The following is a 23528-nucleotide window of genomic DNA, read 5'->3' on the forward strand; positions in this document are numbered from 1 at the left end:
GGCGCCGCCGGACGCGCGGGTGCCCCGGTCCGCACGAGGCAGGCCGGGGCATCCGGACGGGGAGTGCCTACCGCAGGTCGAAGCGGTCGAGCTCCATGACCTTCACCCACGCGGCGACGAAGTCCCGCACGAACTTCTCCCTCGCGTCGTCGGCCGAGTAGACCTCGACGATGCCGCGGAGGATGGAGTTGGAGTTGAACACCAGGTCGGCGGCGGTGGCCGTGCGGACCACGGTGCCGTCGGCGTCCAGGCCCTCGTAGACGTCCTCGGCGTCCACCGAGGTGCGCCACGAGGTGCCCAGGTCCAACAGGCTGCGGAAGAAGTCCTGCGACAGGACGCCCGGGCGGTCGGTGAAGACGCCGTGCCGCACGCCGCCGGTGTTGGCGCCGAGGACCCGCAGGCCGCCGACGAGCAGCGTCATCTCCTTGGCGGTGAGCTCCAGCATGTAGGCGCGGTCGACCAGGAGCGTCTCCGGCGGGAGCTTGCTGCCCGGCGCGATCCAGTTGCGGAAGCCGTCGGCCCGCGGCTCGAGCCAGCGGGAGTTCTCGACGTCCGTCTGCTCCTGCGACGCGTCGGTGCGGCCGGGCGTGAACGGCACGGTCACCTGCACGCCGGCGTCCGCCGCGGCCCGCTCGACCGCCGCGCTGCCGCCGAGCACGATCAGGTCGGCGATCGAGATCCGCTTCCCGGTCCCGGACTCGAAGTCCGCCCTCACCTGCTCGAGCACCGGCAGCACGTCCCGCACGCCCTCGTTGACCGCCCAGCCGATCTGCGGCTCGAGGCGCAGCCGGGCGCCGTTGGCCCCACCACGCTTGTCCGTGCCGCGGTAGGAGGCGGCGGCGGACCAGGCCGTGTGCACCAGCTGCGACACGGTCAGGCCGGAGGAGAGCAGGCGCTGCTTAAGGTCGGCGACCTCGGCCTCGCCGACCAGCTCGTGCTCGACCGCGGGGACCGGGTCCTGCCAGATGAGCTCCTCGTCCGGCACGTCGGGGCCGAGGTAGCGGCTCTTCGGGCCCATGTCGCGGTGCAGCAGCTTGAACCAGGCGCGGGCGTACTGGTCGGCGAAGTACTCGGGGTCGTCGCGGAAGCGCTCCGAGATCGCGCGGAACCCGGCGTCCATGACCAGGGCGAGGTCGGTGGTCGCCATCATCGGCGGGTTCTTCCTGCCCTCGATGTGCGCGTCGGGGACGAGCTCCTGCGCCTCGGGGTCCTTCGGCTTCCACTGCTTGGCGCCGGCGGGGCTCTCGGTGAGCTCCCACTCGAAGCCGAAGAGGGTCTCCCAGTAGGAGTTGTCCCACTGCGTCGGCGTCGGGGTCCAGGCACCCTCGAGACCGCTGGTGATGGTGTCGGCGCCCTTGCCGGTGCCGTGCTGGCTGATCCAGCCGAGGCCGTTGCCGTGGACCGGGCAGCCCTCGGGCTCCGGGCCGATGAGCTCGGGGTTGCCGGCGCCGTGCGTCTTGCCGAAGGTGTGGCCGCCGGCGATGAGGGCGACGGTCTCCTCGTCGGTCATGCCCATGCGGCTGAAGGTCACGCGGATGTCGTGGGCGGAGGCGACCGGGTCGGGCCGGCCCTTCGGACCCTCCGGGTTGACGTAGATCAGGCCCATGGTGACGGCGGCGAGGTGGCCCTCGTCGAGGTCGAGCGGGACCTCGTCGGCATAGCGCTCGTCGCCCAGCCAGGTGTCCTCCGGGCCCCAGAAGACCTCCTGCGGCTGCCAGGTGTCCTCGCGACCGAAGGCGAAGCCGAAGGTCCTCAGGCCCATGTCGTCGTGCGCGACGTTGCCCGCCAGGACGAGCAGGTCGGCCCAGGACAGCCTGCGGCCGTACTTCTGCTTGATCGGCAGCAGCAGGCGGCGGGCCTTGTCCAGGTTCGCGTTGTCCGGCCAGCTGTTGAGCGGGGCGAACCGCTGCGCGCCCTCGCCGCCGCCGCCCCGGCCGTCCGCGATGCGGTAGGTGCCGGCGGCGTGCCAGGACATGCGGATGAACAGCGGGCCGTAGTGGCCCCAGTCGGCCGGCCACCAGTCCTGCGACGTGCGCATCACCCGGGTGACGTCGCGCTTGAGTTCCTCGACGTCCAGCTCCGCGAACTCCGCCCGGTAGTCGAAGTCCTCGCCCAGGGGGTCGGAGTCCTTCGACGGCTTGTTGAGCACCGACAGGTCCACCTGGTTGGGCCACCAGTCCCGGTTGCTCTGCGGTCGGCGGTCGGTGACCTGCTTCGGCGACGGGATCGCCGGGTTCTCGCTCTCGCTGGTGCTGTCGGTGGTGAGCTTGTCGGACTCGTCGGTCACAGCGAGCCTTCCTGGGCGTCGGGGTGGGCTGGACGGTCACGGGTCAGGCGGTGGCGCAGGCGGGGCAGCGGCCCCAGAAGACGACCTCGGCCTCGTCGACCACGAAGCCGGCGTCGTCGGGAGGGGCGAGGCACGGAGCCGGGCCGACCGCGCAGTCGACGTCGACGATCGAGCCGCAGGAGCGGCAGACGAGGTGGTGGTGGTTGTCGCCGACCCGTGCCTCGTAGCGCGCGACCGAGCCCCGGGGCTGTATGCGCCGCACCAGGCCCCTGTCGGTCAGGACGCGCAGCACGTCGTACACCGCCTGGTGCGACACCGCGCCCAGGCGGGCGCGGGCGGCACCGATCAGCGCGTCGGTGTCGACGTGCGGGTGCGCGTGGACGGCGTCGAGCACCGCCAGGCGCGGACGGGTGACCCGCAGACCCGCCGCGCGCAGGACGCGCTCGAGGTCTGCGGCGTCCGGCACGGGCTCATCGTGTCGGTCACTCTTGAGCCGGTCAAGAGACGACGTGTCGCGGCCGGGCGCGCGGGCCGCCGGCCGGTCGAGGAGAGTGGTGACGATCGAGGAGGCTCCCATTCCGGTTGACCAGATCCTGGACGAGGCGACGCGGATCGCCGACCACCTGCTGGACGTCCAGACGCGAGTGAACGGGCAGATCGACGCGGCGCTGGCGGAGCTGCTGCCGGCCGTGCGGCAGCGGCTGGGCGTCGGAGGAGGGGAGGACGCCGACCTCTCCGACCTGGTGAACGCCCGGATCACCGGCCTCAGCGTCGTCGTCACACCGGCCGCGGTGGCGACCGTCGTCCCCCTGTCGGCCGCCTCCGCGGCGACGACGCGGGCCGGGCGCCGCGCCGTGGCCGACATCGTCCGGGGCGACGACGACCGCCTGGTCGTCATCGCCGGGCCGTGCTCGATCCACGACCCGGCCGCCGCGCTGGAGTACGCCGGCTTCCTCGCCCGCACGCGGGAGCGGCACGGCGACGACCTGGAGATCCTGATGCGGACCTACACCGAGAAGCCGCGGACCGAGGTCGACTGGAAGGGCTTCGCCTACGACCCGTTCCTCGACGGGTCCAGCCGCATCAGCGTCGGCCTCGTGGCGACCCGGGTGCTCATGTCGCGCATCACCGCTCTCGGCGTCCCGGTGGCCGCCGAGCCGCTGAACGCGCTGACGCCGCAGTACGTCAACGGCCTGGTCACCTACAACGGCGTCGGGGCCCGCAACGTCACCGACCAGACCGCCCGGGAGCGGGTGTCGGGCTTCTCGTCGGTCGTCGGCTTCAAGAACTCGCCGGAGGGCAGCATCGACGCCGCCGTCTCGGCCGTGCTGACGGCGCGGGCGCCGCACGAGTTCCTGGGGGTCGACCACCACGGCGTCAGCGCCCAGCTGTCGACCACGGGCAACGACACCGGCCACGTCATCCTGCGCGGCGACGAGGACGGCCCGAACCACTCCGCGGCGCACATCGCCGAGACGAGGCGCAAGCTGGCGGCGCGCGGGCTGCCCGAGGTGGTCGTCGTCGACGCCTCGCACGGCAACAGCCGGAAGGACCACCGGCGCCAGCCCGGCGTCGTGCGGGACCTGGCCGGGCAGGTCGCCGGCGGTGAGCGGGCGATCCGCGGGGTGATGGTCGAGAGCCACCTGGTCGCGGGCCGGCAGGACCTGGACCAGCGGCACCCCGAGCGGCTGGAGTACGGCAAGAGCGTCACCGACGCCTGCGTCGACCCCGGGACGACCGAGGAGATGCTGGCGGAGCTGGCCGAGGCCGTCCGCTCCCGTCGCGGCGCCGGCTCCCGGGCGGTGCAGGAGGATGACGCGACGGCGGCTCGTCCGCCACGGTGAGCGCGGCAGGAGCGGAGGCGGGCATGTGGGCACACCGGCTGGTGGCTCCTCAGCGGCTGGAGACGACGGAGGTCCCGGCGCCGCAGGAGGCCGCGCTCGCGCCGGGGCAGGTCCTCGTCGCGGTGGCCGCCGGTGGCATCTGCGGCAGTGACCTGCCGTTGTTCCGGGGTGGGATCTCGCCGGACGCGGGCCCGGACGCCCGCGAGTTCGGCACGCCGGGGTTCCCGATGCACGAGGTCGCCGGCGCGGTGGTGGCCTCCCGGCACCCCGACATCGGCGTGGGCGAGGACGTCGTCGGGTGGGCGCCCCGCTTCGACGGCCTGGCCGAGCTCGTCGTCTGCGACGGGGACGGGCTGCACGCCCACGACCGCCGGCTCCCGGCGCGCACCGCGGTGATGATCCAGCCCCTCGCGTGCGTCCTGTACGCCATGGAGCAGGTGCGCCCGGTTGCCGGCCGCACGGTCGCGGTGATCGGCCAGGGGCCCATCGGGTCGCTCTTCGGCCACGTCGCGAAGGCGTCCGGTGCCGCGCGCGTGGTGGGTGTCGACCGGGTCGACCGGTCGGACTCCGCCGCCGTGTTCGGGGTCGACGAGGCGGTCCTGGCCTCGAGCGACCTGTGGGCGGCGTCGCTGCCCGCCGGGGAGCGCCCGGACCTGGTCGTCGAGGCGGTCGGGCACCAGACGGCCACCCTGACCCACGCGGTCGAGGCCGTGGCGTCCGGCGGCGAGGTCTTCTACTTCGGGGTCCCGGACGAGCTGGTGTACCCCCTGCCGATGCGGTTGATGCTGCGCAAGAACCTCACGCTGCGGGCCGGGGTGACGCTGGAGCGGCGGCGGGTGCTGGCGCTGGCCGAGGAGTACCTGCGCGAGCACCCTGCGCTGGCGGAGTGCTACGTCAGCCACGTGTTCCCGGTCGACGCCGCCCAGTCGGCCTTCGAGCACGCGGTCCGTCCCGCGCCCGGGCAGGTCAAGGTCGTCGTCGCGACGGCCTGACCGCGGGGCTGTTGTGATCGGGATCACAGGACGTTACCGTCCACGAGGGTCGTCTCCGTGGGGGCGGCGAGCTCCCGATGGGACCCAGACGCCACGGATCACCCGAGCAGAGGTGCTGGCATGTCCGCCGAACTCCGCAGGCCCGGCACTGCGCTCGACCCGGATCGCAACCTCGCCCTGGAGCTGGTCCGCGCCACCGAGGCCGCGGCCATCTCCTCGGCCCGCTACGTCGGCCGGGGGGACAAGAACCAGGTCGACCAGGCGGCCGTCGATGCGATGCGGCCGGTGCTGGGCACCGTCGGCATGTCCGGGGTCGTCGTCATCGGCGAGGGGGAGAAGGACGAGGCGCCGATGCTCTTCAACGGGGAGCAGGTCGGCGACGGCTCGGGCCCGGAGGTCGACATCGCCGTCGACCCGGTGGACGGCACCACCGCCGCCGCCAAGGGGCTGCCCGACGCGGTGGCGGTCGTGGGCCTGTCCGAGCGGGGCACGATGTTCGACCCGGGGCCCTGCGTCTACATGTACAAGCTGGTCGTCCCGGGCGCCGCCGCCGGCGCCGTCGACCCCGAGGCGCCCATCGCCGACGTCCTGGCGGCGGTGGCCCGCGCGCTCGGCAAGCGCCAGGAGGACCTGACGGTCGCCGTCCTCGACCGCCCCCGGCACGCAGACCTCGTCGCGGACATCCGCCGCGCGGGGGCGGCGGTCCGGTCGCTGCTCGACGGCGACGTCGCCGGTGCCATCGCCGTGGGGCAGCCGGACTCGGGGGTCGACCTGCTGGTCGGCGTCGGGGGCACGCCCGAGGGCGTGATCGCCGCCTGCGCGCTGCGGTGCAGCGACGGCGAGCTGTTCGGCCGGCTCCAGCCGCGGGACGACGGCGAGCGGGCCGCCGCCCTCGACTTCGGACACGACCTCGACCGCGTCCTCACCACCACCGACCTCGTGTCGGGCGACGACGTGTTCTTCGGCGCCACGGGTGTCACCACGGGCGCACTGCTGCGCGGCGTCCGCTTCCAGCGGGACGCGGTGGTCACGCAGTCGCTGTCCATGCGCTCGAGGTCCGGGGCGATCCGCGTCATCGAGACCCGGCACGACCGCAGCCGCTCCAACCTCATCCGCCACTGACCGGGCGCCGCGACGTCCGGCGCCACCCGAGCACAGGAGCGACCGTGCCCATCTCCGAACGGCTCAGCCCCGGGAACCGCGCCGCCGCCCTCGAGCGGCTGGCGGCGGAGGAGCTCGACGTCCTGGTCATCGGTGGCGGCGTCGTCGGCGCGGGCGCCGCGCTCGACGCCGTCACCCGGGGACTGAAGGTGGGACTGGTGGAGGCGCGGGACTACGCCGCCGGCACCTCCAGCCGGTCCAGCAAGCTCTTCCACGGCGGCCTGCGCTACCTCGAGCAGTTCGACTTCGGCCTCGTCTTCGAGGCGCTGCGGGAGCGCCGCCTGGTGCTCGACACCCTCTGCCCGCACCTGGCCAGGCCGGTCCCGTTCATCTACCCCCTGCAGAAGCGCATCGACCGGGCCTACGTCGGGCTGGGCATCGGCGTCTACGACGTGATGGGTGCCGGGCGCGGCGTGCCCGGACACCTCCGGCACATGGGCCGCCGGAAGACGGCGGAGTCCTTCCCGTCCGGGCGGCGGTCGGCGATCCGGGGCGCCGTCCGCTTCTACGAGGGCCAGGTCGACGACGCGCGGCACACCATGATGCTGGCCAGGACCGCGGCCGCGTACGGCGCGCTGTGCGTGAACAGCACGCGGGTCACCGAGTTCCTCCGGGAGAGCGACCGGATCGCCGGTGTCCGGGTCCGCGACCTGGAGGGCGGCGGGGAGTTCGCCATCCGGGCGCAGCAGGTGATCAACGCGGCCGGGGTCTGGACCGACGAGATCCAGCAGATGGTCGGCGGGAGGGGACAGTTCCAGGTCCGCGCGTCGAAGGGCGTCCACCTGGTGGTCCCCCGGAACCGGATCAACAGCGCCACCGGCGTCATCACCCGCACCGAGAAGAGCCTGCTGTTCATCATCCCGTGGGGCAGTCACTGGATCATCGGGACGACCGACACCGAGTGGGACCTCGACCTGGCGCACCCGGCCGCGAGCAGCAACGACATCGACTACCTGCTCGAGCACGCGAACGGGCTGCTGGAGGACCCGCTCACCCGGGAGGACGTCGTGGGCGTCTACGCCGGGCTGCGGCCGTTGCTCTCCGGGGAGTCCGAGGCGACGAGCAAGCTCTCCCGCGAGCACGCCGTCGCCAGTCCGGTGCGTGGCCTGACCGTCATCGCGGGCGGCAAGTACACGACCTACCGGGTGATGGCCAAGGACGCCGTCGACTCCGCCGTGCACGGCCTGGAGCGCACGGTGCCGCCGTCGATCACCGAGCGGATCCCCCTGGTCGGCGCGGAGGGCTACCTCGCCGCGCACAACGCGCGCCGGCTCACCGCCGAGCGCACGGGCCTGCCGCTGTCGACGGTGGAGCACCTGCTGGGGCGGTACGGGACCCTCAGCGGGGAGCTCCTCGACCTCGTCTCCGAGCACCCCGCACTGCGGGAACCGCTGGCGGGCGCACCCGAGTACCTCAAGGTCGAGGCGCTCTACGCGGTCAGCCACGAGGGAGCCCTGCACCTGGACGACGTCCTGACCCGCCGCACCCGGATCTCGATCGAGGTGCCCGACCGTGGCGTCGCCGCGGCCCGTGACGTCGCGGAGATCGTCGCGCCGCTGCTCGGCTGGGACGCCGAGCACGTCGAGCGGGAGGTGGCGCACTACCGGTTGCGGGTCCAGGCCGAGCGGGAGTCGCAGGAGCAGGTGGACGACCGCACCGCCGACGCCGCCCGCCTGGGCGCGCCGGACGTGCGGGTGGGCGCGGCCAGCATGGCCTGACGTCGCGGGGAGGCCGGCTCGGCTCAACCCGGGGGCGGGGGCGCCGATGGTCTGACCGTCCTCCCCGCCCGCGCCCCTGGAGACCCCACACCGTGAGCCTGCTCAGCCGCCTGCGCACCGGCCCCCGCCTGTTCCTGGCCTTCCTGCTGGTCTTCGGCCTCTCCTCGGTGGCGACCGTGGTCGGCCTGGTCGGGCTGAGCGAGCAGCACGCCGCGGCGGTCGAGGCCGACCGGCTGCGCGTGCTCGTCCAGGAGATGGACCAGTCGGCCTACTACACCGCCAGCATCGGCGCGTGGGAGATGGGCCTCAGCACGGACGCCTTCGCCCTCGGCCCCCGGCAGGCGGTCTCCGCGGACGGGCCGAACTGGCAGGGGCTGCAGGGCGAGCTCGCCGCGGCCCGGGAGATGCTGGCCTCGGTCCACACCGAGTACATGACCGCCGCCGAGCGCGAGGACTTCGCCCTCCTGACCGAGAAGTGGGAGGGCTTCCTGGCCACCGCCGACCAGGCGCGGGCCATCCTCACCTCGGGGGCGCCGGACGCCACCACCCGGCTCGTGACGTGGCTCAACGACGACCAGCAGGGCCAGCTGGCGGTCTACCTGGACCTGACCGCGGTCTCGGCGACCATGGTCACCGAGGTGCAGGAGCGCGCGGCACGGACGGCCGCCGACGCGGCCGCGCAGGCCAGCGCCTACCGGACGGCCACCTTCGTCACGCTGGGCCTGGCGCTGCTGGCCGCGCTCCTCCTCGCCCACGCCGTCCAGGTGTCGGTGACCCGTCCCCTGCAGCGGTGCGTGGCGGCGCTGCGCGCGCTCGGCCGCAAGGACCTCTCCGCCCGCCTGGACCTGCGCACCCGCGACGAGATGGGCGAGATGGCCGACGCCCTCAACGAGGCGGGCGGCGGGATGCGCGAGGCCGTCGCCGACATCGGCCGCAGCGTCGAGACGCTCAGCAGCGCCTCGACCGGGCTGTCCGACGTCGCCACCCGGCTGTCCTCCTCGGCGGCGCAGGTCTCCGACCAGGCCCAGGGCTCGGCCGGCCTGGCCGAGGAGGTCAGTCGCAACGTGCAGACCACGGCCGGCGGCGCGGAGGAGATGGGTGCCTCGATCCGCGAGATCGCGGTCAACGCCCAGCAGGCGGCGCAGGTCGCCGCCGCCGCCGTGGAGACCGCCCGGGACACCAGCGCGACGGTGGCCAAGCTCGGGGAGTCCTCGGCCGAGATCGGCAACGTGCTCAAGGTGATCACCTCGATCGCCGAGCAGACCAACCTCCTGGCGCTCAACGCCACCATCGAGGCCGCCCGGGCCGGGGAGGCCGGCAAGGGGTTCGCCGTGGTGGCCAACGAGGTCAAGGAGCTGGCCCAGGAGACGGCGAAGGCCACCGAGGACATCGCGCGGCGGGTCGAGGCCATCCAGGCCGACACCGGTCAGGCGACCCGCGCCATCGCCGAGGTCTCCGACACCATCGACCGGATCAACGCCTTCCAGTCGGCGATCGCCACCGCCGTGGAGGAGCAGACGGCGACCACCCAGGAGATGAGCCGCAGCGTCGGCGAGGTGGCCGGGGGAGCGAGCGCGATCTCGGCGACGGTGGGCGGCCTGGCCTCGGCGGCCGACGCCGCCCAGGAGGAAGCGGCGAGCACCCAGCGCGCCTCCGACGAGCTCGCCGCCCTCGCCGGGCAGCTGCGTGGCCTGGTGGCGCAGTTCTCGGTGTGACCCCGGCACCCCCCGCCGTGCCGGCGCGTGCGGCTCAGCCGCGGTGCAGCCGCCGGTGCAGCTCCCGGACCTGCTCGTCCAGGCCCGGCGCCGGACCGTCGACGGCGACGCCCGGCGCCACCTCGGTCACCGGCAGCGGGCGCACCGGCCCCGGCGGGACGCCGAGCTCGGCCAGCCACCCGGTCAGCTGCGCCGAGGAGCTGGCGTACACGATGCGGCCGAGGCCGACCCACCCGTGCGCGGCCGCGCACATCGGGCAGTGCTCGCCCGACGTGTAGACCGTGCTCGCCGCCCGGTCCTCCGGCGACAGGTGCGCGGCGGCCCACCGGGCGATCGCGAACTCCGGGTGCTGCGTGGCGTCGCCGCCGGCCACCCGGTTGCGGTCCTCGCAGCGCACGGCGTCGTCCGGGCCGACCAGCACCGACCCGAACGGCTCGTCCCCGGCGTCCAGCGCCCCGGCGGCCAGCTCGACGCAGCGGCGCAGGTGGGCCCGGTCGACGTCGCTCAGCACGCCGCGATCCTGCCCCACCCGGCGGGGACGGCGCCGCGCCGGTCAGGGCACGGGTCAGGGCACGAGGTCCACCGCCGCGCGGAACGAGCCGTCCATGTGGAACGGCGTGGAGACGTGCTCGTGGGTGACGAGCCAGGTGTCGCCGCTCCTGCGCAGGACCAGCGTGGCCCGGAACCACACGGTGAAGCCCCGGGCCGACCCCTTCGGCGTCGCGGTCATGCTCACCAGGCCGTGGGCGACGGCGACGTCCCCGTCCACCGTGACCGTGAGGTCGGAGGTGTCGTGGGCGATCCCCGGCTCGAAGCCGGCCATCCACGCCCGCTTGCCGCCGGGGTCGAGCACCTCGGCCGCCGGCCGGCGCAGCGGCGGCGCGAGGTCGAAGACGACGACCGAGGGGGTGTAGGAGGCGACGAAGCGCTCGGCGTCCCGGTCGGCGACCGCGCGGTCCCTGTCCTCGATCACCGCCCGGACCCGCTGCTCGTCACGCGTCGCCGTGCCCTGCGCCGTCGGTCCGTGCTGCACGCTGGCCATCGCTGCCTCCTGCGTCCCGCAGCACCTCCGCCGGTGCTGTCACCGGGGTGTCGAAGCCGGGACGCCGGTCTCGACACGGTGGTGTCGGTGCAGGACACGGCACGAGGAGGACCCGTGAGGTACCTGATCCTGATCCAGAGCAACCCGCGCTCCCGCGAGGTCTGGGAGGGCCTGTCGGACGAGCAGCGCGCTGCCTTCGGGCGGGCCCACCTCGCGCTCACCGACGAGCTGGTGGGCACGGGCGAGCTGGTGGTCTCCGAGGGGCTGCCCGACCCCTCGGCCGGCACCCTCGTGAGCGTGCGCGACGGGCGGACGCTCACCAGCGACGGCCCGTTCGCGGAGGCCAAGGAGTACCTGGCCGGGTTCTACCTCGTGGACGTCGCCGGCCTCGACCGGGCCGTGGAGATCGCCGCGAGGGCGCCGGACGCCGCGACCGGCTCGGTCGAGGTCCGTCCGGTCCACGACCTCAGGGCGTTCGACCTGTGACCGGGACCGGCGGCCGGGCGGTCGGCACGCCGGAGCTCGAGGACCTGCTCCGCGCGCTCGCGCCCCGGGTGCTGACGGCCCTGCTGCGCCGCGGCGGCTCCTTCGACACGTGCGAGGACGCCGTCCAGGAGGCCCTCGTCGCGGCGGCGTCCCGGTGGCCGGCCGACGGCGTGCCGCGCAACCCCGCCGGGTGGCTCGTCACCGTGGCCACCCGCCGGTGGACCGACGCGTGGCGGCAGGACGTCGCCCGCCGCCGCCGGGAGGAGTCGGTGGCGGCGCAGCAGCCGGACGAGCCGGTCGTCGCCCGCGCGGCCGACGACACGCTGACCCTGCTCCTGCTCTGCTGCCACCCGGCGGTGACCGCGGACGCCCGGGTGGCGCTCACCCTGCGCGCCGTGGGCGGTCTGACCACCGCGGAGATCGGCGGCGCGCTGCTCGTGCCCCCGGCGACCGTGGGGCAGCGCATCAGCCGGGCGAAGCAGCGGATCAGGGCCGGCGGCGCGCGCTTCGAGCTGCCCGCGCCCGACGCCCGCGCCGAGCGGGTGGCCGCCGTCCGCGACGTGCTCTACCTGGTGTTCACCGAGGGGCACACCGCCAGCGCCGGCGCCGCCCTGCACCGGGTCGACCTCAGCAGCGAGGCGATCCGGCTCACCCGGCAGCTGCACGCAGCCCTCCCCGGGGACGGCGAGACGGCCGGCCTGCTCGCGCTGATGCTGCTCACGGACGCCCGGCGCCCGGCGCGGACCCGGCCCGACGGCGGCCTCGTGCCCCTGGCCGAGCAGGACCGCGGCCTGTGGGACCGGGCCGCGATCGCCGAGGGGGTCGCGCTCGTCTCCGCCGCCCTGGCGACGGCGCCGGTCGGTGCCTTCCAGCTGCAGGCCGCGATCGCCGCCGTCCACGACGAGGCCGCCCGCGTCGAGGACACCGACTGGCTGCAGGTCCTGGGGCTGTACGAGCTGCTCCGCACGATCGACCCCGGCCCCATGGTCGCCCTCAACCGGGTCGTCGCCCTCGCCGTGGTCCGGGGACCCGAGGCGGGCCTGGCGGAGCTGGACGCTCTGGTCGCCGGGTCACCGCTGGCCGGACACCACCGGACCGCCGCCGTCCGCGCCCACCTGCTGGAGCGGGCGGGACGGCCGGACGCCGCGCGCAGCGAGTACGGCCGGGCCGCGGCGGGCACGCTGAACCTGCCGGAACGCCGCTACCTGGAGCGGTGCGCGCAGCGCCTGCGGACCGGCGGGAGCGAGTAGGTTCGGCAGTGACGCCAGCTCGGTGTCATGCCCCTCCGCCGGCGGAGGGAGATCGGCGGTCCCTCCATGGGGCTCACCACTGCACGCACGTCCCCCCGGCCCGGAACGGCCCGGTCGTGACCACCATCCGGGTCACCCGCCGGCACCGGGTCCGGCTCGAGCTGATCGAACCCGTGGCCCCACGGACGACGCTCGACGGGGCGTGGTGGCCCCGCACCACCGACCTGTCGCGGGAGCTGTCCGGCCTGGTCGAGGAGCTGCACCGCAGGGGGATCACGGTGACGCGGGTGGGCTACCACCCCACCGCCTGGGGCCCGACGCCACGGCGGCTGGAGGCCGACGGGCGGACCATCCGCCTTGGCTGGTTCCGCGGCCTCGACCCCCACCAGCTGAACCTCACCGGTGACCCGGCCCGCGGCCGGGTCGACCTGCTGGTGATCCCGCCCGAGACGACGGCGGCGTCCGCGGAGCAGGCCTTCGCCGCGGCCGGCGACCGCGCCGACCGGCGGACCCCCACCGCACTGCTCGACGCGCTCGGCGCGGCCGGTCCGCCGGTCGAGCGGCCCACCCCGGCTGCCGACGCGTCGCCGTCGACGTGACGAAGACGCTGCGGATGGCCGGGACGGACCTGGTGTGGGAGGTCGAGGACTCCGTCGACCTCGCGAGCCGTGCCGAGGAGATGGTCACCGCGCGGGCGAGCAACCAGGTCGTGACGATCATGGCGCGGCTGCCGGGGCAGCGGGAGTTCGCGCACGTGACCCTGGCCCCGGGACAGCTCGCGTGGTGGGCACTGGGCGAGGAGGGCGGCGCGAGCCCCGTGCACGGAGGCTGAGCGGGGACCTCAGCGGTCGGACCGCTCCAACGGCGGGCCGGTGTCGAGCGTCCGGGAGCAGCGGGCGTCGCCGAGGTGGGCGGCGACCGCCGGCGACACCGCCGCCACGCGCAGGGACGCCTGCCGCAGGCGCATCCAGTCGTCGGCCTCGTGGACCGGTGCCATCCCCTCCTCGTCGACGGCGTGGACCCCGGCGAGGTCCAGGACGAGTTCCTCGGGGCCGCCGTCGACGGTGAACATCGACAGGAACAGGCGCAGCCGGCCCGCGGTGTCCGCGTTCAGCTGACCTCCGATGCGCAGCACCACGGACTGCTGGTGCAGGCTCAGGACGAGGCGCTCGGGGTGGGCCGGCGGGGGAGGGGGACCGGTCGGCGGGAGGTCCTCCCGGACCACGTGCAGACCGTGCCGTGACCGTGCAGCCATGTGACGTCTCGCCCCCGGGCAGTCGGACGTGCCGCTGCCGGGTCCGGGGCAGTGCCCGCTCGCGCGGGCGTGGGACCGAGCGTACGGCCGCGGAGCCGGCCGCGCTGGTCCTGGCGACCGGCCCCGCGGAACGCCGGAGGCGGTCAGCTCTTCTTGTCGGTGGTGGTGAGCCGGTCCATCTGCGACCGGCTGTCGGCCTTGACCTTGCGCTCCGAGCGCTTCTCCTTGAGGGACTTGCCGGACTTCTTCGACATCGAGTGTCGCGGGGACTTGTCGGCCATGAGGCGCTCCCTGGTCGGGAGCCTGAGCGGCTCCGTGCCCGAACGCTACGCCCAGCCGCCACGGGTGTCGGCGTCCGTCGCGCGGGCCACCGGGGCGACCGGGCTCAGACCTCGACGGCGGTGCCGCAGATGCCGCACACCTCGAGCCGACGGCGTCCCCACCGGGCGACCGGCACGAAGAACACCGTCAGCTGCCGGGACCGCCGCACCCGCGCCCACCGCGTGGTGTTGCCGCAGCGCGGGCAGGTGCGGACGTCCCCGGGGCCCAGGTCCTGCTGGCGGGTGCGGAGGCCGAAGAGGAGGAACACCGGGCCAGCGTAGGCAGCGGGCCCGCCGGCGCCCGCCCGTGGCCGGCGCCGCGCCCCACGCTCTGCTCCGCCCGGGTCCGCCGGGCCGGACCCGGGCGGAGGGCGCGTGCCCGGCGACGTCGAGGGACCTCCGGGCCGCAGCCCGTGGACGTGGAGCCGCACCGGGGAGACCCGCCGCGTGCTGCTCGACGCGCCCGCGCGGTCTTCGCCGAGCGCGGCTTCGCCGACGCGGGGGTGGCCGAGGTCGTCGAGCGGGCCGGCTCCAGCGTGGGCAGCCCGTACCACCACCTCGGCGGCGAGAGCGAGCTGTTCCTGGCGCCGTGGGAGGACGGGCAGGGCGACCAGGGGCAGCGCGCGGCCCGCGCGGGAGCCGCGGCGCGCGCGGCGGGGGAGACCCGGCCGCTCGCGCTCTTCGTCTCCGGCGCCCGCGGCTCCCTGCGCGGGTCCCGGGAGGGCCGGGCCGTGGGCGGCCTGTTCGTCGACGCGACGGCCCGCCCGGGTTCGAGCTCTGCGCCGCCGCCGGGCCTCGGAGTGGCTGCGGCAGGACGCCGTCCTGCTGCGGACGCCGGACCACGCCCTCGGCCGCCCCACCGTCCCCGTGCTGACCCAGGTCATCGGCGAGGAGGTCAGCGCCCGCCCAGCGGACGCACCGTCCCCTCCTGGGCCACGGTGAGCACCAGCCGGCCGGCGCGGTCGAAGACCCGGCCCGAGCACATCACCCGCCCGCCGTCGGCCCAGGTGCTCTCCTGCTCGTAGTACAGCCAGTCGTCGGCGCGGGCGAGGCGGTGGAACCACACGGCGTGGTCGAGGCTGGCCGCCGCGACGTCCGGCGCGCCGACCATCGTCCGGTGCGGGGCCAGTGCCGTGGACAGCAGCAGCAGGTCCGACACGTAGGCCAGCGCGCAGCCGTGCAGCAGCGGCTCGTCCGGCAGCGCCTCGCGGCAGCGCAGCCAGAAGCGCTGGCGGGGCGGCGCGGCCTCGCCCCGCGCGGCCGCCAGGCGGGGCAGCTCGCCGTCCAGGCGCAGCTCGAACGGGTGGCGGTCGGCGAGCCGGTCGAACCACTCGCGGAGCAGCCCCCGCGCGCCGGCCCCGGCCGCCACCGGGTCGGGGAGGTCCTCCGGCGGCGGCGCGTCGAGCACCGGCACCTGGTGGGTGAAGCCGGTCTCCGGCCGGTGGAAGGACGCGGTGAGCTCCAGCGTCGTCCGCCCGCGCTGCTCGGCCCGCACCCGGCGGGTGGCGTAGCTCCCGCCGTCGCGCACGTGCTCGACGGTGAGCCCGGTCGGCTCGGCGGCCTCCCCGGCCCGCAGGAAGTACGCGTGCAGCGAGTGCACCGCCCGGTCGGCCGGGACGGTGCGGCCGGCCGCCAGCAGCGCCTGCGCGACGACGGCACCGCCGAAGGCCCGCTCGGGCGACGTCCGGCGCGGTCCGGCGGTGAACGCGCCCGGCCCGGCCGGCCGCAGGTCGAGCAGGGGCAGCAGGCCGCCGGCCCGGTCCGGTGCGCGATCGACCCCGGTCATCGTCGCCTCCCGCGCCGCGGCCCCTTGACGGCGGGAATTGAACCACTGTTCGATTCGTGACGTGGGTCGCACTCCGGGCGCGACCGCCGCGGGCACGCGCGACCGCCTGCTGCGGGCGGCCGCCGACGTCTTCGCCCGCCGGGGCTACGAGGGCACCCGCGTGTCCGAGGTCGCCGAGGCGGCCGGGCTGAGCAACGGCGCGATGTACGCCTACTTCGGGTCCAAGGCCGAGCTGCTCGTCGACGCCCTGCGCGTGCACGGCCGGAGGTTGCTGGCCGACCTCGTCGCCGCGCACCCCACCCGGTCGCTGCCCGACCTGCTGCTCGCCGGGGGCCGGTCGCTGCGCCGGCGGCGGGAGCCCGACGGCGAGCTGCTGGTCGAGGCGCTCGTGGCGGCCCGGCGCGACGGCGAGGTACTCGTGCCCGTGCGCGGCTACGTGCAGGAGCGGGTCGACTGGCTGGCCGGCCTGGTCCGCGGGGGGCAGGACGACGGCGGCATCGACGCCGCGCTGTCCCCGCACGCCGTCGCCCACCTCTGCCTCGCACTCGCCGTCGGCACCGCGCTCGTCGGCCCCGACGTCGACCCGGTCGACGACGAGGAGTGGACCGCCCTGCTCGCCCGCCTCGTCGAGTCCCTGGGACCGGCGCGCGCACCAGCCACCACCGGAGAACAGATGGGGAGCCGTCCATGAGAGTCCAGATCGACCCGAACCTGTGCCAGGGCCACGGCCGCTGCTACGACCTGGCGCCGGACCTGTTCGGCGAGGACGGGGACGGCTACGCCACGCTGACCGACCTCACCGCCGGCGGGCGGGTGCCGCCCGACCGGGAGGACGACGTCCGCCTGGCCGCCGACAACTGCCCCGAGGCCGCCGTCCTGGTGTACGAGGAGGCGGCGCCGTGAGCGTCGACGACCGCTTCACCGCCGACGCCGGCGCGCTGCGCTCGGACCCCGCGCTCGGCTCCCTCACCGAGCCGGTGACCGGGCCGGTGAGCGACTGGGCCACCGACTTCTCCCACGTGGACCAGGAGTGGGCCGACGGCGCGATCGGCATCTGGGACGACCTGCGGCAGCGCTGCCCGATCGCGCACACCGAGCGCTTCGGCGGCGCCTGGCTGCCCACCCGCTACGAGGACGTCGCCGCGGTGGCCTACGACACCGAGCACTTCTCCTCCCGGGCGATCGTCGCGGGCAACTTCCGACCACCCCGCGCCCTGGCCCCGGTGGGCGGCACCCCGCCGATCTCGTCGGACCCGCCGTTCCACCACGACGCCCGCAAGCTGCTGCTGCCGGCCTTCACCAGGAGCGCGGTGAGCCGCCAGGAGGGGCCGACCCGGGCCTACTGCCACGCGCTGGTCGACGACCTCGCCGGCCGGGACGTCGTCGACGCGGCCGCCGACTACGCCCAGCACATCCCGGTCCGGGTGATCGCCGACATGCTCGGCTTCCCGCCCGAGGACGGGCCGCGGTTCCGGCACTTCGTCGAGAACGCGCTCGAGGCGATCAACCTGCCGCCGCAGGAGCGGATCGAGCGCAGCAGCCACCTGTTCGAGTACCTGCTCGTGCAGATCCGCGACCACCTCGAGCACCCGCGCGAGGACCTCACCAGCTACCTGCTCGAGGCCGAGCTGTACGGGCGCAAGCTCGCGCCGGCGCACGTGGCCGGGACCATGGCGCTGCTGCTCATCGCCGGCATCGACACCACCTGGAGCGCGATCGGCGCCTCGCTGTGGCACCTGGCCGGGCACCCCGGGGACCGGCGCCGCCTCGTCGCCGACCCCGCGCTGCGGCCGACCGCGGTCGAGGAGTTCCTCCGCGCGTACGCGCCGGTGACCATGGCCCGGCTGGTGAAGGAGGACGTGCACTGGCGCGGTGTCGACCTGCGGGCCGAGGACTGGGTGCTGCTGTCCTTCCCCGCCGCCAACCGCGACCCCGCCCAGTTCGACCGGGCCGACGAGGTGGTCATCGACCGGCAGGTCAACCGGCACGCCGCCTTCGGCCTGGGCATCCACCGCTGCGTCGGCTCCCACCTGGCCCGGATGGAGCTGCGGGTGGCCCTCGACGTCTGGCTCGACCGGGTCCCCGAGTTCTCCCTCGCCGACCCGGCGGGGGTGCGGTGGTCGACCGGCCAGATCCGCGGCCCGCGGGAGCTGCCGCTGCGCCTCGGGTGAGGACCGGGCCCGGGCCGGGCGGTCGGCGTGCAGCAGCTCCCCGGAGCGGGCGCTGCTCTCGTCGATCGCCGCCTGGCCGGCACGCCGGCGGCGCGCCGGGCCTCGCCGTGGGCCTCGCCCTCGTCGCGCAGCGGGCCGGACTCCGCCGTCACGACGATCGCCGGCGGCAGGCCGGAGAGGTCGGCCGCGTGCAGCGGCGACGGGCGCGGGTCCTTCGCGTCCTCGACCGCGCCGGCGTGGTGCCCGTGGAACCAGTCCGTCGTCGGCTGCCCGGGGAAGGAGCCGCGCGCGTTCTCCACGCGGGAGGGGTGCTCGCCCATCGCGTCGACGGCGGGGTGGACGAGGACCTGCCCGGCCGGCCGGGTGCCCTCGGCGGTCAGCACCGGCGCGACGACGGCGGCGGCGTCGTCCCGTGGACCTCCGGAGCGGCGTGAGCGGTGTCAGGAACCCGGACCGGGCGGATCCGCACGACCAGGACGTCGTTCGGGTCGCCGTCCCGGGCCGGGCCGGACGGCCGGCGGCGGCCGGGTGGGACCGGCGGCCAGCGACTAGGTTCGGGAGCCGACACGAGCCGACGTCGAGGAGGGCACGGATGGGGGAGTCCGGCAGGTCGGTGCTGGTCACCGGCGGCAACCGGGGGATCGGGCTGGCCATCGCGCGGGCCTTCGCCGAACAGGGCGACCGGGTGGCGGTCACCCACCGCGGCAGCGGCGCTCCGGACGGGCTGCTCGGCGTGCAGTGCGACGTCACCAACGCCGCCGCCGTCGACCGGGCCTTCGGCGAGGTCGAGGAGGCCCACGGCCCGGTCGAGGTCCTGGTCAGCAACGCCGGCATCACTCGCGACGGGCTGCTGATGCGGATGAAGGAGGACGACTTCACCGACGTCCTCGACGCCAACCTCACCGCCGCCTACCGGGTGTCCAAGCGGGCCGCGGCGAGGATGGTGCGCGCCCGCTCGGGGCGGATGGTCTTCGTCTCCTCCGTCGTCGGGCTGCTGGGCTCGGCCGGGCAGGCGAACTACGCGGCGAGCAAGGCCGGCCTGGTCGGCCTGGCCCGCTCGATCGCCCGCGAGCTCGGCAGCCGCGGCATCACCGCCAACGTGGTGGCCCCGGGCTTTGTCGAGACCGACATGACCGCGCAGCTGCCGGAGAAGCGGCAGCAGGAGATCCTCGGGCAGGTGCCGCTGGGCCGGTACGCCTCGGCGGAGGAGGTCGCGGGCGTGGTGCGCTTCCTGGCCAGCGACGCGGCGGGCTACATCACCGGGGCGGTCGTCCCGGTCGACGGCGGACTGGGGATGGGGCACTGATGAGCGGCATGGCGGGCAGCGGGATCCTGGCGGGCAGGAAGATCCTGGTCACCGGCGTCCTCACCGAGGCGTCGATCGCGTACGCGACCGCCCGGATCGCGCAGGAGCAGGGCGCCACCGTCGTCCTGTCCAACTTCGGCCGCGCGTTGTCGCTGTGCCAGCGGATCGCCAAGCGGCTGCCGCAGGAGGCGCCGGTCGTCGAGCTCGACGTGACGAACACCGAGCACCTGGCGACGCTGGCCGACCGGCTGCGCGAGCACGTCGGCGACACCCTCGACGGCGTCGTCCACTCCATCGGCTTCGCGCCGCAGGAGGCCATGGGGGAGGGCTTCCCGGAGGTGGCGTGGGAGCACGCGGCCACCGCCTTCCAGGTGTCGACCTGGTCGATGGCCTCCCTCACCCAGGCCTGCCGGCCGCTGTTCGGCGAGACCGCCTCCGTCGTCGGGCTGACCTTCGACGCCACCGTCGCCTGGCCGGTCTACGGCTGGATGGGCGCGGCCAAGGCGGCGCTGGAGTCGACCTCCCGCTACCTCGCCCGCGAGCTGGGTCCCGAGGGCGTGCGGGTCAACCTCGTCGCCGCCGGCCCGCTGCGCAGCATGGCGATGAAGTCCATCCCCGGCAGCGCCCAGTTCGAGGAGGCCTGGGAGGGCCGGGCGCCGCTGGGCTGGTCGGTCACCGACACCGAGCCCGCGGGCAAGGCCGTCGTCGCGCTGCTGTCGGACTGGTTCCCGGCCACCACCGGGGAGATCGTCCACGTCGACGGCGGCTTCCACGCCGTGGGCGTGTGAGATCACGCGGTCACGCCGTCGGGGTGTGACCGCATCCGCCGCCGCCCCACACCGAGAAGAGAGTCCGTGCCCCGCGCCACCGTCGACCTGCACCCCGGCCAGCGCCCCGACGAGGACCCGTCGCTGGCCGTCCGCAACAACGGGGGCGTGCCGCCGCCGTCCGCCCCCGCCCCGGCCGGCCGCCGGGAGGCGCTGCTGGTGCTGTCCTTCGGCGGGCCCGAGGGCCACGACGACGTCATGCCGTTCCTCGACAACGTCACCCGCGGCCGCGGCATCCCGCCCGAGCGGCTGCTCGACGTCGCCGAGCACTACCACCACTTCGGCGGCGTCAGCCCGATCAACCAGCAGAACCAGGCGCTGATCGCCGCGGTGCGGGCCGACCTCGCGGCCGCGGGCACCGACCTGCCGGTGTACTGGGGCAACCGCAACTGGGACCCCTACGTCGAGGACACCTGGCAGCAGATGACCGACGACGGCATCGAGCACGTCTACGTCCTGGCCACCTCGGCCTACGCCTCCTACTCCGGCTGCCGGCAGTACCACGAGGACGTCGCCCGGGCGCGGATCGCGACCGGCGGGGGCCCCACGGCGGAGAAGCTGCCGCACTACTTCGACGCGCCGGGCTTCGTGCGGGCCAACGCCGACGCGCTCGCCGCCGCGCTCGAGCAGCTCCCCGCGGACGTCCGGGCCTCCGCCCGGCTGGTGGCGACGGCGCACTCGATCCCCGACTCCATGGCCGCCGTCGCCGGGCCGGACGGGCACGCCTACGAGGCCGAGCTGACGGCCGCTGCCCGCGCCGTGGTGGACGCCGTCGACCCGGGCCGGGACTTCGACCTGGTCTGGCAGAGCCGCAGCGGCCCGCCGTCCGTGCCGTGGCTCGAGCCCGACGTCAACGACCACCTGCGGGCGCTGCACGAGAACGGCGAGACGGCGGTCGTGCTGTTCCCCGTCGGCTTCGTCAGCGACCACCTCGAGGTGGTCTGGGACCTGGACAACGAGGCGCGCGAGACCGCCGAGGAGCTCGGGATGGCGTTCGTGCGGGCCGGCACCGCGGGCACCCACCCGGCGTTCGTGGCGATGGTCCGCGAGCTGCTCGAGGAGCGCCGCGGCGGCGGGCAGCCCCGGCTGGGCACCAACTGCCCGGCGGCCTGCTGTTTCGTCCAGCGTCCGGCGGCCCGCCCGTCCTGAGGGGCGTTGACCCGGCCGCCGTCCGGGAGTAGACCGTCGGACCATCGGGGGCCGGACGAGGACGGTGCAGCGTGACCCCTGCTGTCGACGTCGACCCCGGCAACGCCGGTCAGCTCGGCGCCTGGGACGGCTCGCAGGGCGCGTACTGGGCCGCCGAGGCCGACCGCTTCGACCGGTCGATCGCCCGCTACGACACCCCGTTCCTGGCCGCGGCCGGCCTGCGCGCCGACGACCGGGTGCTCGACGTCGGCTGCGGCACCGGCCGGACGACGCGGGACGCCGCCCGGGTCGCGGTCCGCGGCTCGGCGCTCGGCGTGGACCTCTCCGCCGCGATGCTCGAGGTCGCCCGTCGGCGGGCGGCCGACGAGGGCCTGGCCAACGTCCGCTTCGAGCAGGCCGACGCCCAGGTCGCGCCCTTCACTGCGGAGGGGTTCGACGTCGCCGTCAGCCGGACCGGCGCGATGTTCTTCGCCGACCCGGTCGCCGCGCTGGCCAACGTGGGCCGCGCGCTCGTGCCGGGCGGGCGGCTGGTCCTGCTGGTGTGGCAGGCGCTGGAGGCCAACGAGTGGATGACCGAGATCCTGGGCGCCCTGGCCGCGGGGCGCCCGCTGCCCACCCCGCCACCCGGGGCGCCCGGGCCGTTCTCCCTCGCCGACCCCGCGCGCATCCGGGACGTCCTCACCGCCGCGGGTCACCGTCAGGTGGAGGTCGAGGGTCTGGCCGAGCCGGAGTGGTGGGGCGCCGACGCCGACGACGCCCTGGGGTTCGTGCTCGGCCTCGCCGGCTGGCTGCTCGACGGGCTCGACGACGTCGCCCGGGCCCGGGCCGTGGACGACATGCGGCGGCGCATCGAGGCGCATGCCGGCCCCAACGGCGTCGAGTTCGGCTCGGCCACCTGGCTGGTGACGGCCACGCGCGCGTGAGCCCTCCCGCGCTGCCGGCCGCCGCGCGCGGCAGGCGGGAGCGGTCAGCGGGGGACGGCGTTGTAGGCGGCGACCGTGGCCTCGCGGACGGCGGCGGCCAGCGGGCGCAGCGCGTCGTCCCGCGCGGCGGCCTGCGCGTGGGTCACCGCGGCACCGGGCGCGTCGGCCGTGGCGAGGTCGAGGACCCGCGCCAGCCGCCGGGCCCGGGCGAGCACCGACAGCGCCAGCGGGTCGGTGTCCGGCGGGAGGCCCGGCGCCTGCGCGGCACCGAGCCCGGCCAGGAGCGCCGGCACCTCGGGGTTCCAGCGGGCCAGGTCCAGCGCGACCAGGGTGCGGGCGGCGTCGCCCACGGCGAGGTCCAGCGCTCCCGACACCTGCCGCAGCGACCCCTCGACCGGCGGCGGCGCGGGCGGGAGCCCGTCGAGGTCGAACGCCGTCCACGCGGTCACCTCCGGCCCGAGCTCCTCGGGCACCAGGGCGACGTGCTCACCGACGGCGGCCTGCCCGGCCCCCGTGGCGAGCGCGGCCAGCCCGGGTGCGCGCGGCAGCCCGCGGACGTCGCCCGGCACGGGCAGCACCACCCGCAGCCGGCGCTCGCCGAGGCCGCGCAGCGCGGTGAGCGCCCAGCCGAGCGGGACGGCGCCGTCGCTGCCGGGCAGGCCGGTGACGCGGTGCGCGCGGTCGTCGGACAGCGCGTCGAGCGCGGTGTCGTAGGCGGTGCGTCCGGACAGCCACGCGGTCGCCCAGACCGCGAACCGGCCGGCGGGGAGGTCGTGCACCGGGTGAGGTTACGTCGGCGCCGGGAGGTCCCCGCGAGGACCGGCGGCTCTGGGAGACTGTGGGCATGGCTGCGTGGCTGCTCTGGATGATCGCCTCGGGCCTGTTCGTCGCCGGTGAGGTGGCCAGCGGCGACCTCGTGCTCCTGATGTTCGCCGGCGGCGCCCTGGGCGGGATGCTCGTCGCGCTGGCCGGCGGCGCGGTCGCCGTGCAGGTGCTGGCCTTCATCGCCGCCTCGGCGCTGCTGGTCGCCGTCGTCCGGCCGGCGGCCAAGGCGCACCTCGAGAACCGGATGCCCCAGCACCTGGACGGCGTGCAGGCGCTCATCGGGCGGACCGCCCGGGTCACCCGCCCGGTCGATGCCTCCAGTGGCCGCATCCAGGTGGGCGCCGACGAGTGGAGCGCGCGCAGCCAGTACGGCGGCGAGACCTTCGACGTCGGCGCGACCGTGCGCATCCTCCAGGTCGACGGCGCCACCGCCGTCGTGGGTGACGCCCTCGAACTGGGGTGAGCCACGCC

26 protein-coding genes and 2 pseudogenes are annotated in these 23528 nt (G+C 75.5%); 18 read left to right on the forward strand and 10 right to left on the reverse strand.

Annotation, left to right across the window (positions count from 1 at the left end; translation table 11 throughout):
• Positions 1–67: 67 nt before the first annotated feature.
• Together katG and JOD57_RS22495 are read right to left on the reverse strand one after the other, a co-directional pair.
• Complete coding sequence (gene katG, locus JOD57_RS22490) at positions 68–2287, reverse strand: catalase/peroxidase HPI (protein ID WP_204694054.1); 2220 nt, start codon at positions 2285–2287, stop codon at positions 68–70.
• Between the two features lie 43 nt (positions 2288–2330).
• Positions 2331–2753, reverse strand: coding sequence for a Fur family transcriptional regulator (locus JOD57_RS22495; RefSeq protein ID WP_307824866.1), 423 nt, complete (start codon positions 2751–2753; stop codon positions 2331–2333).
• Between the two features lie 88 nt (positions 2754–2841).
• On the opposite strand from JOD57_RS22495, the gene JOD57_RS22500 reads away from it, so the two are divergent.
• The 5 genes from JOD57_RS22500 (at position 2842) to JOD57_RS22520 (ending at position 9717) form a co-directional block, all read left to right on the forward strand.
• Entirely contained in the window at positions 2842–4131 is a 1290-nt protein-coding gene (locus JOD57_RS22500) for a 3-deoxy-7-phosphoheptulonate synthase (protein WP_307824867.1), read from the forward strand.
• Positions 4132–4154: 23 nt separating this feature from the next.
• Positions 4155–5123, forward strand: a complete 969-nt coding sequence (locus JOD57_RS22505) for a zinc-binding dehydrogenase (RefSeq protein WP_204694057.1) — start codon at positions 4155–4157, stop codon at positions 5121–5123.
• 120 nt (positions 5124–5243) lie between these two features.
• Positions 5244–6245 (forward strand): class II fructose-bisphosphatase, encoded by a 1002-nt coding sequence (glpX, locus tag JOD57_RS22510; protein WP_204694058.1) that lies wholly within the window; start codon positions 5244–5246, stop codon positions 6243–6245.
• Positions 6246–6289: 44 nt separating this feature from the next.
• A complete protein-coding gene (locus JOD57_RS22515) occupies positions 6290–8002 on the forward strand; it encodes a glycerol-3-phosphate dehydrogenase/oxidase (RefSeq protein WP_307824868.1) in 1713 nt (570 codons plus the stop codon).
• A gap of 92 nt (positions 8003–8094) precedes the next feature.
• Positions 8095–9717, forward strand: a complete 1623-nt coding sequence (locus JOD57_RS22520) for a methyl-accepting chemotaxis protein (RefSeq protein ID WP_204694059.1) — start codon at positions 8095–8097, stop codon at positions 9715–9717.
• A gap of 34 nt (positions 9718–9751) precedes the next feature.
• On the opposite strand, the gene JOD57_RS22525 is transcribed toward JOD57_RS22520, so the two are convergent.
• On the reverse strand, positions 9752–10228 hold the full coding sequence (locus tag JOD57_RS22525; protein WP_204694060.1) for a nucleoside deaminase: 477 nt from the start codon (positions 10226–10228) through the stop codon (positions 9752–9754).
• Positions 10229–10282: 54 nt separating this feature from the next.
• Positions 10283–10759, reverse strand: a complete 477-nt coding sequence (locus JOD57_RS22530) for a YybH family protein (RefSeq protein WP_204694061.1) — start codon at positions 10757–10759, stop codon at positions 10283–10285.
• Positions 10760–10873: 114 nt separating this feature from the next.
• Between JOD57_RS22530 and JOD57_RS22535 the strand changes: the two genes are divergently transcribed.
• From JOD57_RS22535 to JOD57_RS22550, 4 genes are all read left to right on the forward strand, one after another.
• On the forward strand, positions 10874–11245 hold the full coding sequence (locus JOD57_RS22535) for a YciI family protein (protein WP_204694062.1): 372 nt from the start codon (positions 10874–10876) through the stop codon (positions 11243–11245).
• The gene (locus JOD57_RS22540) at positions 11242–12495 is read left to right on the forward strand and encodes an RNA polymerase sigma factor (RefSeq protein WP_204694063.1); all 1254 of its coding nucleotides are present in this window, start codon (positions 11242–11244) and stop codon (positions 12493–12495) included. The genes JOD57_RS22535 and JOD57_RS22540 overlap by 4 nt, the downstream gene beginning before the upstream one ends.
• Positions 12496–12611: 116 nt before the next feature.
• A complete protein-coding gene (locus JOD57_RS22545) occupies positions 12612–13094 on the forward strand; it encodes a DUF5994 family protein (RefSeq protein WP_204694064.1) in 483 nt (160 codons plus the stop codon).
• Positions 13091–13327: a hypothetical protein gene (locus JOD57_RS22550; RefSeq protein ID WP_204694065.1), complete on the forward strand. Its 237-nt coding sequence runs from the start codon at positions 13091–13093 to the stop codon at positions 13325–13327. Before JOD57_RS22545 ends, JOD57_RS22550 begins: the two co-directional genes overlap by 4 nt.
• Before the next feature lie 9 nt (positions 13328–13336).
• On the opposite strand, the gene JOD57_RS22555 is transcribed toward JOD57_RS22550, so the two are convergent.
• From JOD57_RS22555 to JOD57_RS22565, 3 genes are all read right to left on the reverse strand, one after another.
• Positions 13337–13720, reverse strand: a complete 384-nt coding sequence (locus JOD57_RS22555) for an STAS domain-containing protein (RefSeq protein ID WP_204694066.1) — start codon at positions 13718–13720, stop codon at positions 13337–13339.
• A gap of 173 nt (positions 13721–13893) precedes the next feature.
• Entirely contained in the window at positions 13894–14031 is a 138-nt protein-coding gene (locus JOD57_RS22560) for a hypothetical protein (protein WP_204694067.1), read from the reverse strand.
• Positions 14032–14135: 104 nt separating this feature from the next.
• Positions 14136–14339, reverse strand: coding sequence for a zinc-ribbon domain-containing protein (locus JOD57_RS22565; RefSeq protein WP_204694068.1), 204 nt, complete (start codon positions 14337–14339; stop codon positions 14136–14138).
• 150 nt (positions 14340–14489) lie between these two features.
• On the opposite strand from JOD57_RS22565, the pseudogene JOD57_RS27375 reads away from it, so the two are divergent.
• Positions 14490–14645: pseudogene (locus JOD57_RS27375) on the forward strand (TetR/AcrR family transcriptional regulator); the annotation flags it as partial.
• Positions 14646–14965: 320 nt separating this feature from the next.
• On the opposite strand, the gene JOD57_RS22570 reads toward JOD57_RS27375, so the two are convergent.
• Positions 14966–15856 (reverse strand): acyl-CoA thioesterase, encoded by an 891-nt coding sequence (locus JOD57_RS22570; RefSeq protein ID WP_204694069.1) that lies wholly within the window; start codon positions 15854–15856, stop codon positions 14966–14968.
• Between the two features lie 61 nt (positions 15857–15917).
• Between JOD57_RS22570 and JOD57_RS22575 the strand changes: the two genes are divergently transcribed.
• The 3 genes from JOD57_RS22575 to JOD57_RS22585 are packed head-to-tail and all read left to right on the forward strand — an operon-like array spanning position 15918 to position 18027.
• The gene (locus tag JOD57_RS22575) at positions 15918–16547 is read left to right on the forward strand and encodes a TetR/AcrR family transcriptional regulator (RefSeq protein ID WP_307824869.1); all 630 of its coding nucleotides are present in this window, start codon (positions 15918–15920) and stop codon (positions 16545–16547) included.
• Positions 16544–16759, forward strand: coding sequence for a ferredoxin (locus JOD57_RS22580; protein WP_204694070.1), 216 nt, complete (start codon positions 16544–16546; stop codon positions 16757–16759). Before JOD57_RS22575 ends, JOD57_RS22580 begins: the two co-directional genes overlap by 4 nt.
• The gene (locus JOD57_RS22585) at positions 16756–18027 is read left to right on the forward strand and encodes a cytochrome P450 (protein WP_204694071.1); all 1272 of its coding nucleotides are present in this window, start codon (positions 16756–16758) and stop codon (positions 18025–18027) included. The genes JOD57_RS22580 and JOD57_RS22585 overlap by 4 nt, the downstream gene beginning before the upstream one ends.
• A gap of 128 nt (positions 18028–18155) precedes the next feature.
• On the opposite strand, the pseudogene JOD57_RS22590 reads toward JOD57_RS22585, so the two are convergent.
• Positions 18156–18410 (reverse strand): annotated as a pseudogene (locus JOD57_RS22590) (alpha/beta hydrolase fold domain-containing protein); the annotation flags it as partial.
• A 209-nt stretch (positions 18411–18619) separates the two neighbouring features.
• Between JOD57_RS22590 and fabG the strand changes: the two are divergent.
• The 4 genes from fabG (at position 18620) to JOD57_RS22610 (ending at position 22232) form a co-directional block, all read left to right on the forward strand.
• Complete coding sequence (gene fabG, locus JOD57_RS22595) at positions 18620–19333, forward strand: 3-oxoacyl-ACP reductase FabG (RefSeq protein WP_204694072.1); 714 nt, start codon at positions 18620–18622, stop codon at positions 19331–19333.
• Positions 19333–20121, forward strand: a complete 789-nt coding sequence (fabI, locus tag JOD57_RS22600; protein ID WP_239568748.1) for an enoyl-ACP reductase FabI — start codon at positions 19333–19335, stop codon at positions 20119–20121. The genes fabG and fabI overlap by 1 nt, the downstream gene beginning before the upstream one ends.
• A gap of 66 nt (positions 20122–20187) precedes the next feature.
• Complete coding sequence (locus JOD57_RS22605; protein WP_204694073.1) at positions 20188–21309, forward strand: ferrochelatase; 1122 nt, start codon at positions 20188–20190, stop codon at positions 21307–21309.
• A 71-nt stretch (positions 21310–21380) separates the two neighbouring features.
• Positions 21381–22232 (forward strand): class I SAM-dependent methyltransferase, encoded by an 852-nt coding sequence (locus JOD57_RS22610; RefSeq protein WP_204694074.1) that lies wholly within the window; start codon positions 21381–21383, stop codon positions 22230–22232.
• Between the two features lie 44 nt (positions 22233–22276).
• Here JOD57_RS22610 and JOD57_RS22615 read toward each other — a convergent pair whose 3' ends face one another.
• On the reverse strand, positions 22277–23011 hold the full coding sequence (locus JOD57_RS22615) for an Rv1486c family protein (RefSeq protein ID WP_204694075.1): 735 nt from the start codon (positions 23009–23011) through the stop codon (positions 22277–22279).
• Between the two features lie 65 nt (positions 23012–23076).
• On the opposite strand from JOD57_RS22615, the gene JOD57_RS22620 reads away from it, so the two are divergent.
• Positions 23077–23520 carry an NfeD family protein gene (locus JOD57_RS22620; protein WP_204694076.1) on the forward strand — a complete coding sequence of 148 codons (444 nt, stop codon included), beginning with the start codon at positions 23077–23079 and terminating at the stop codon, positions 23518–23520.
• Positions 23521–23528 lie beyond the last annotated feature (8 nt).

The organism is Geodermatophilus bullaregiensis (assembly GCF_016907675.1).
Lineage (GTDB): Bacteria > Actinomycetota > Actinomycetes > Mycobacteriales > Geodermatophilaceae > Geodermatophilus > Geodermatophilus bullaregiensis.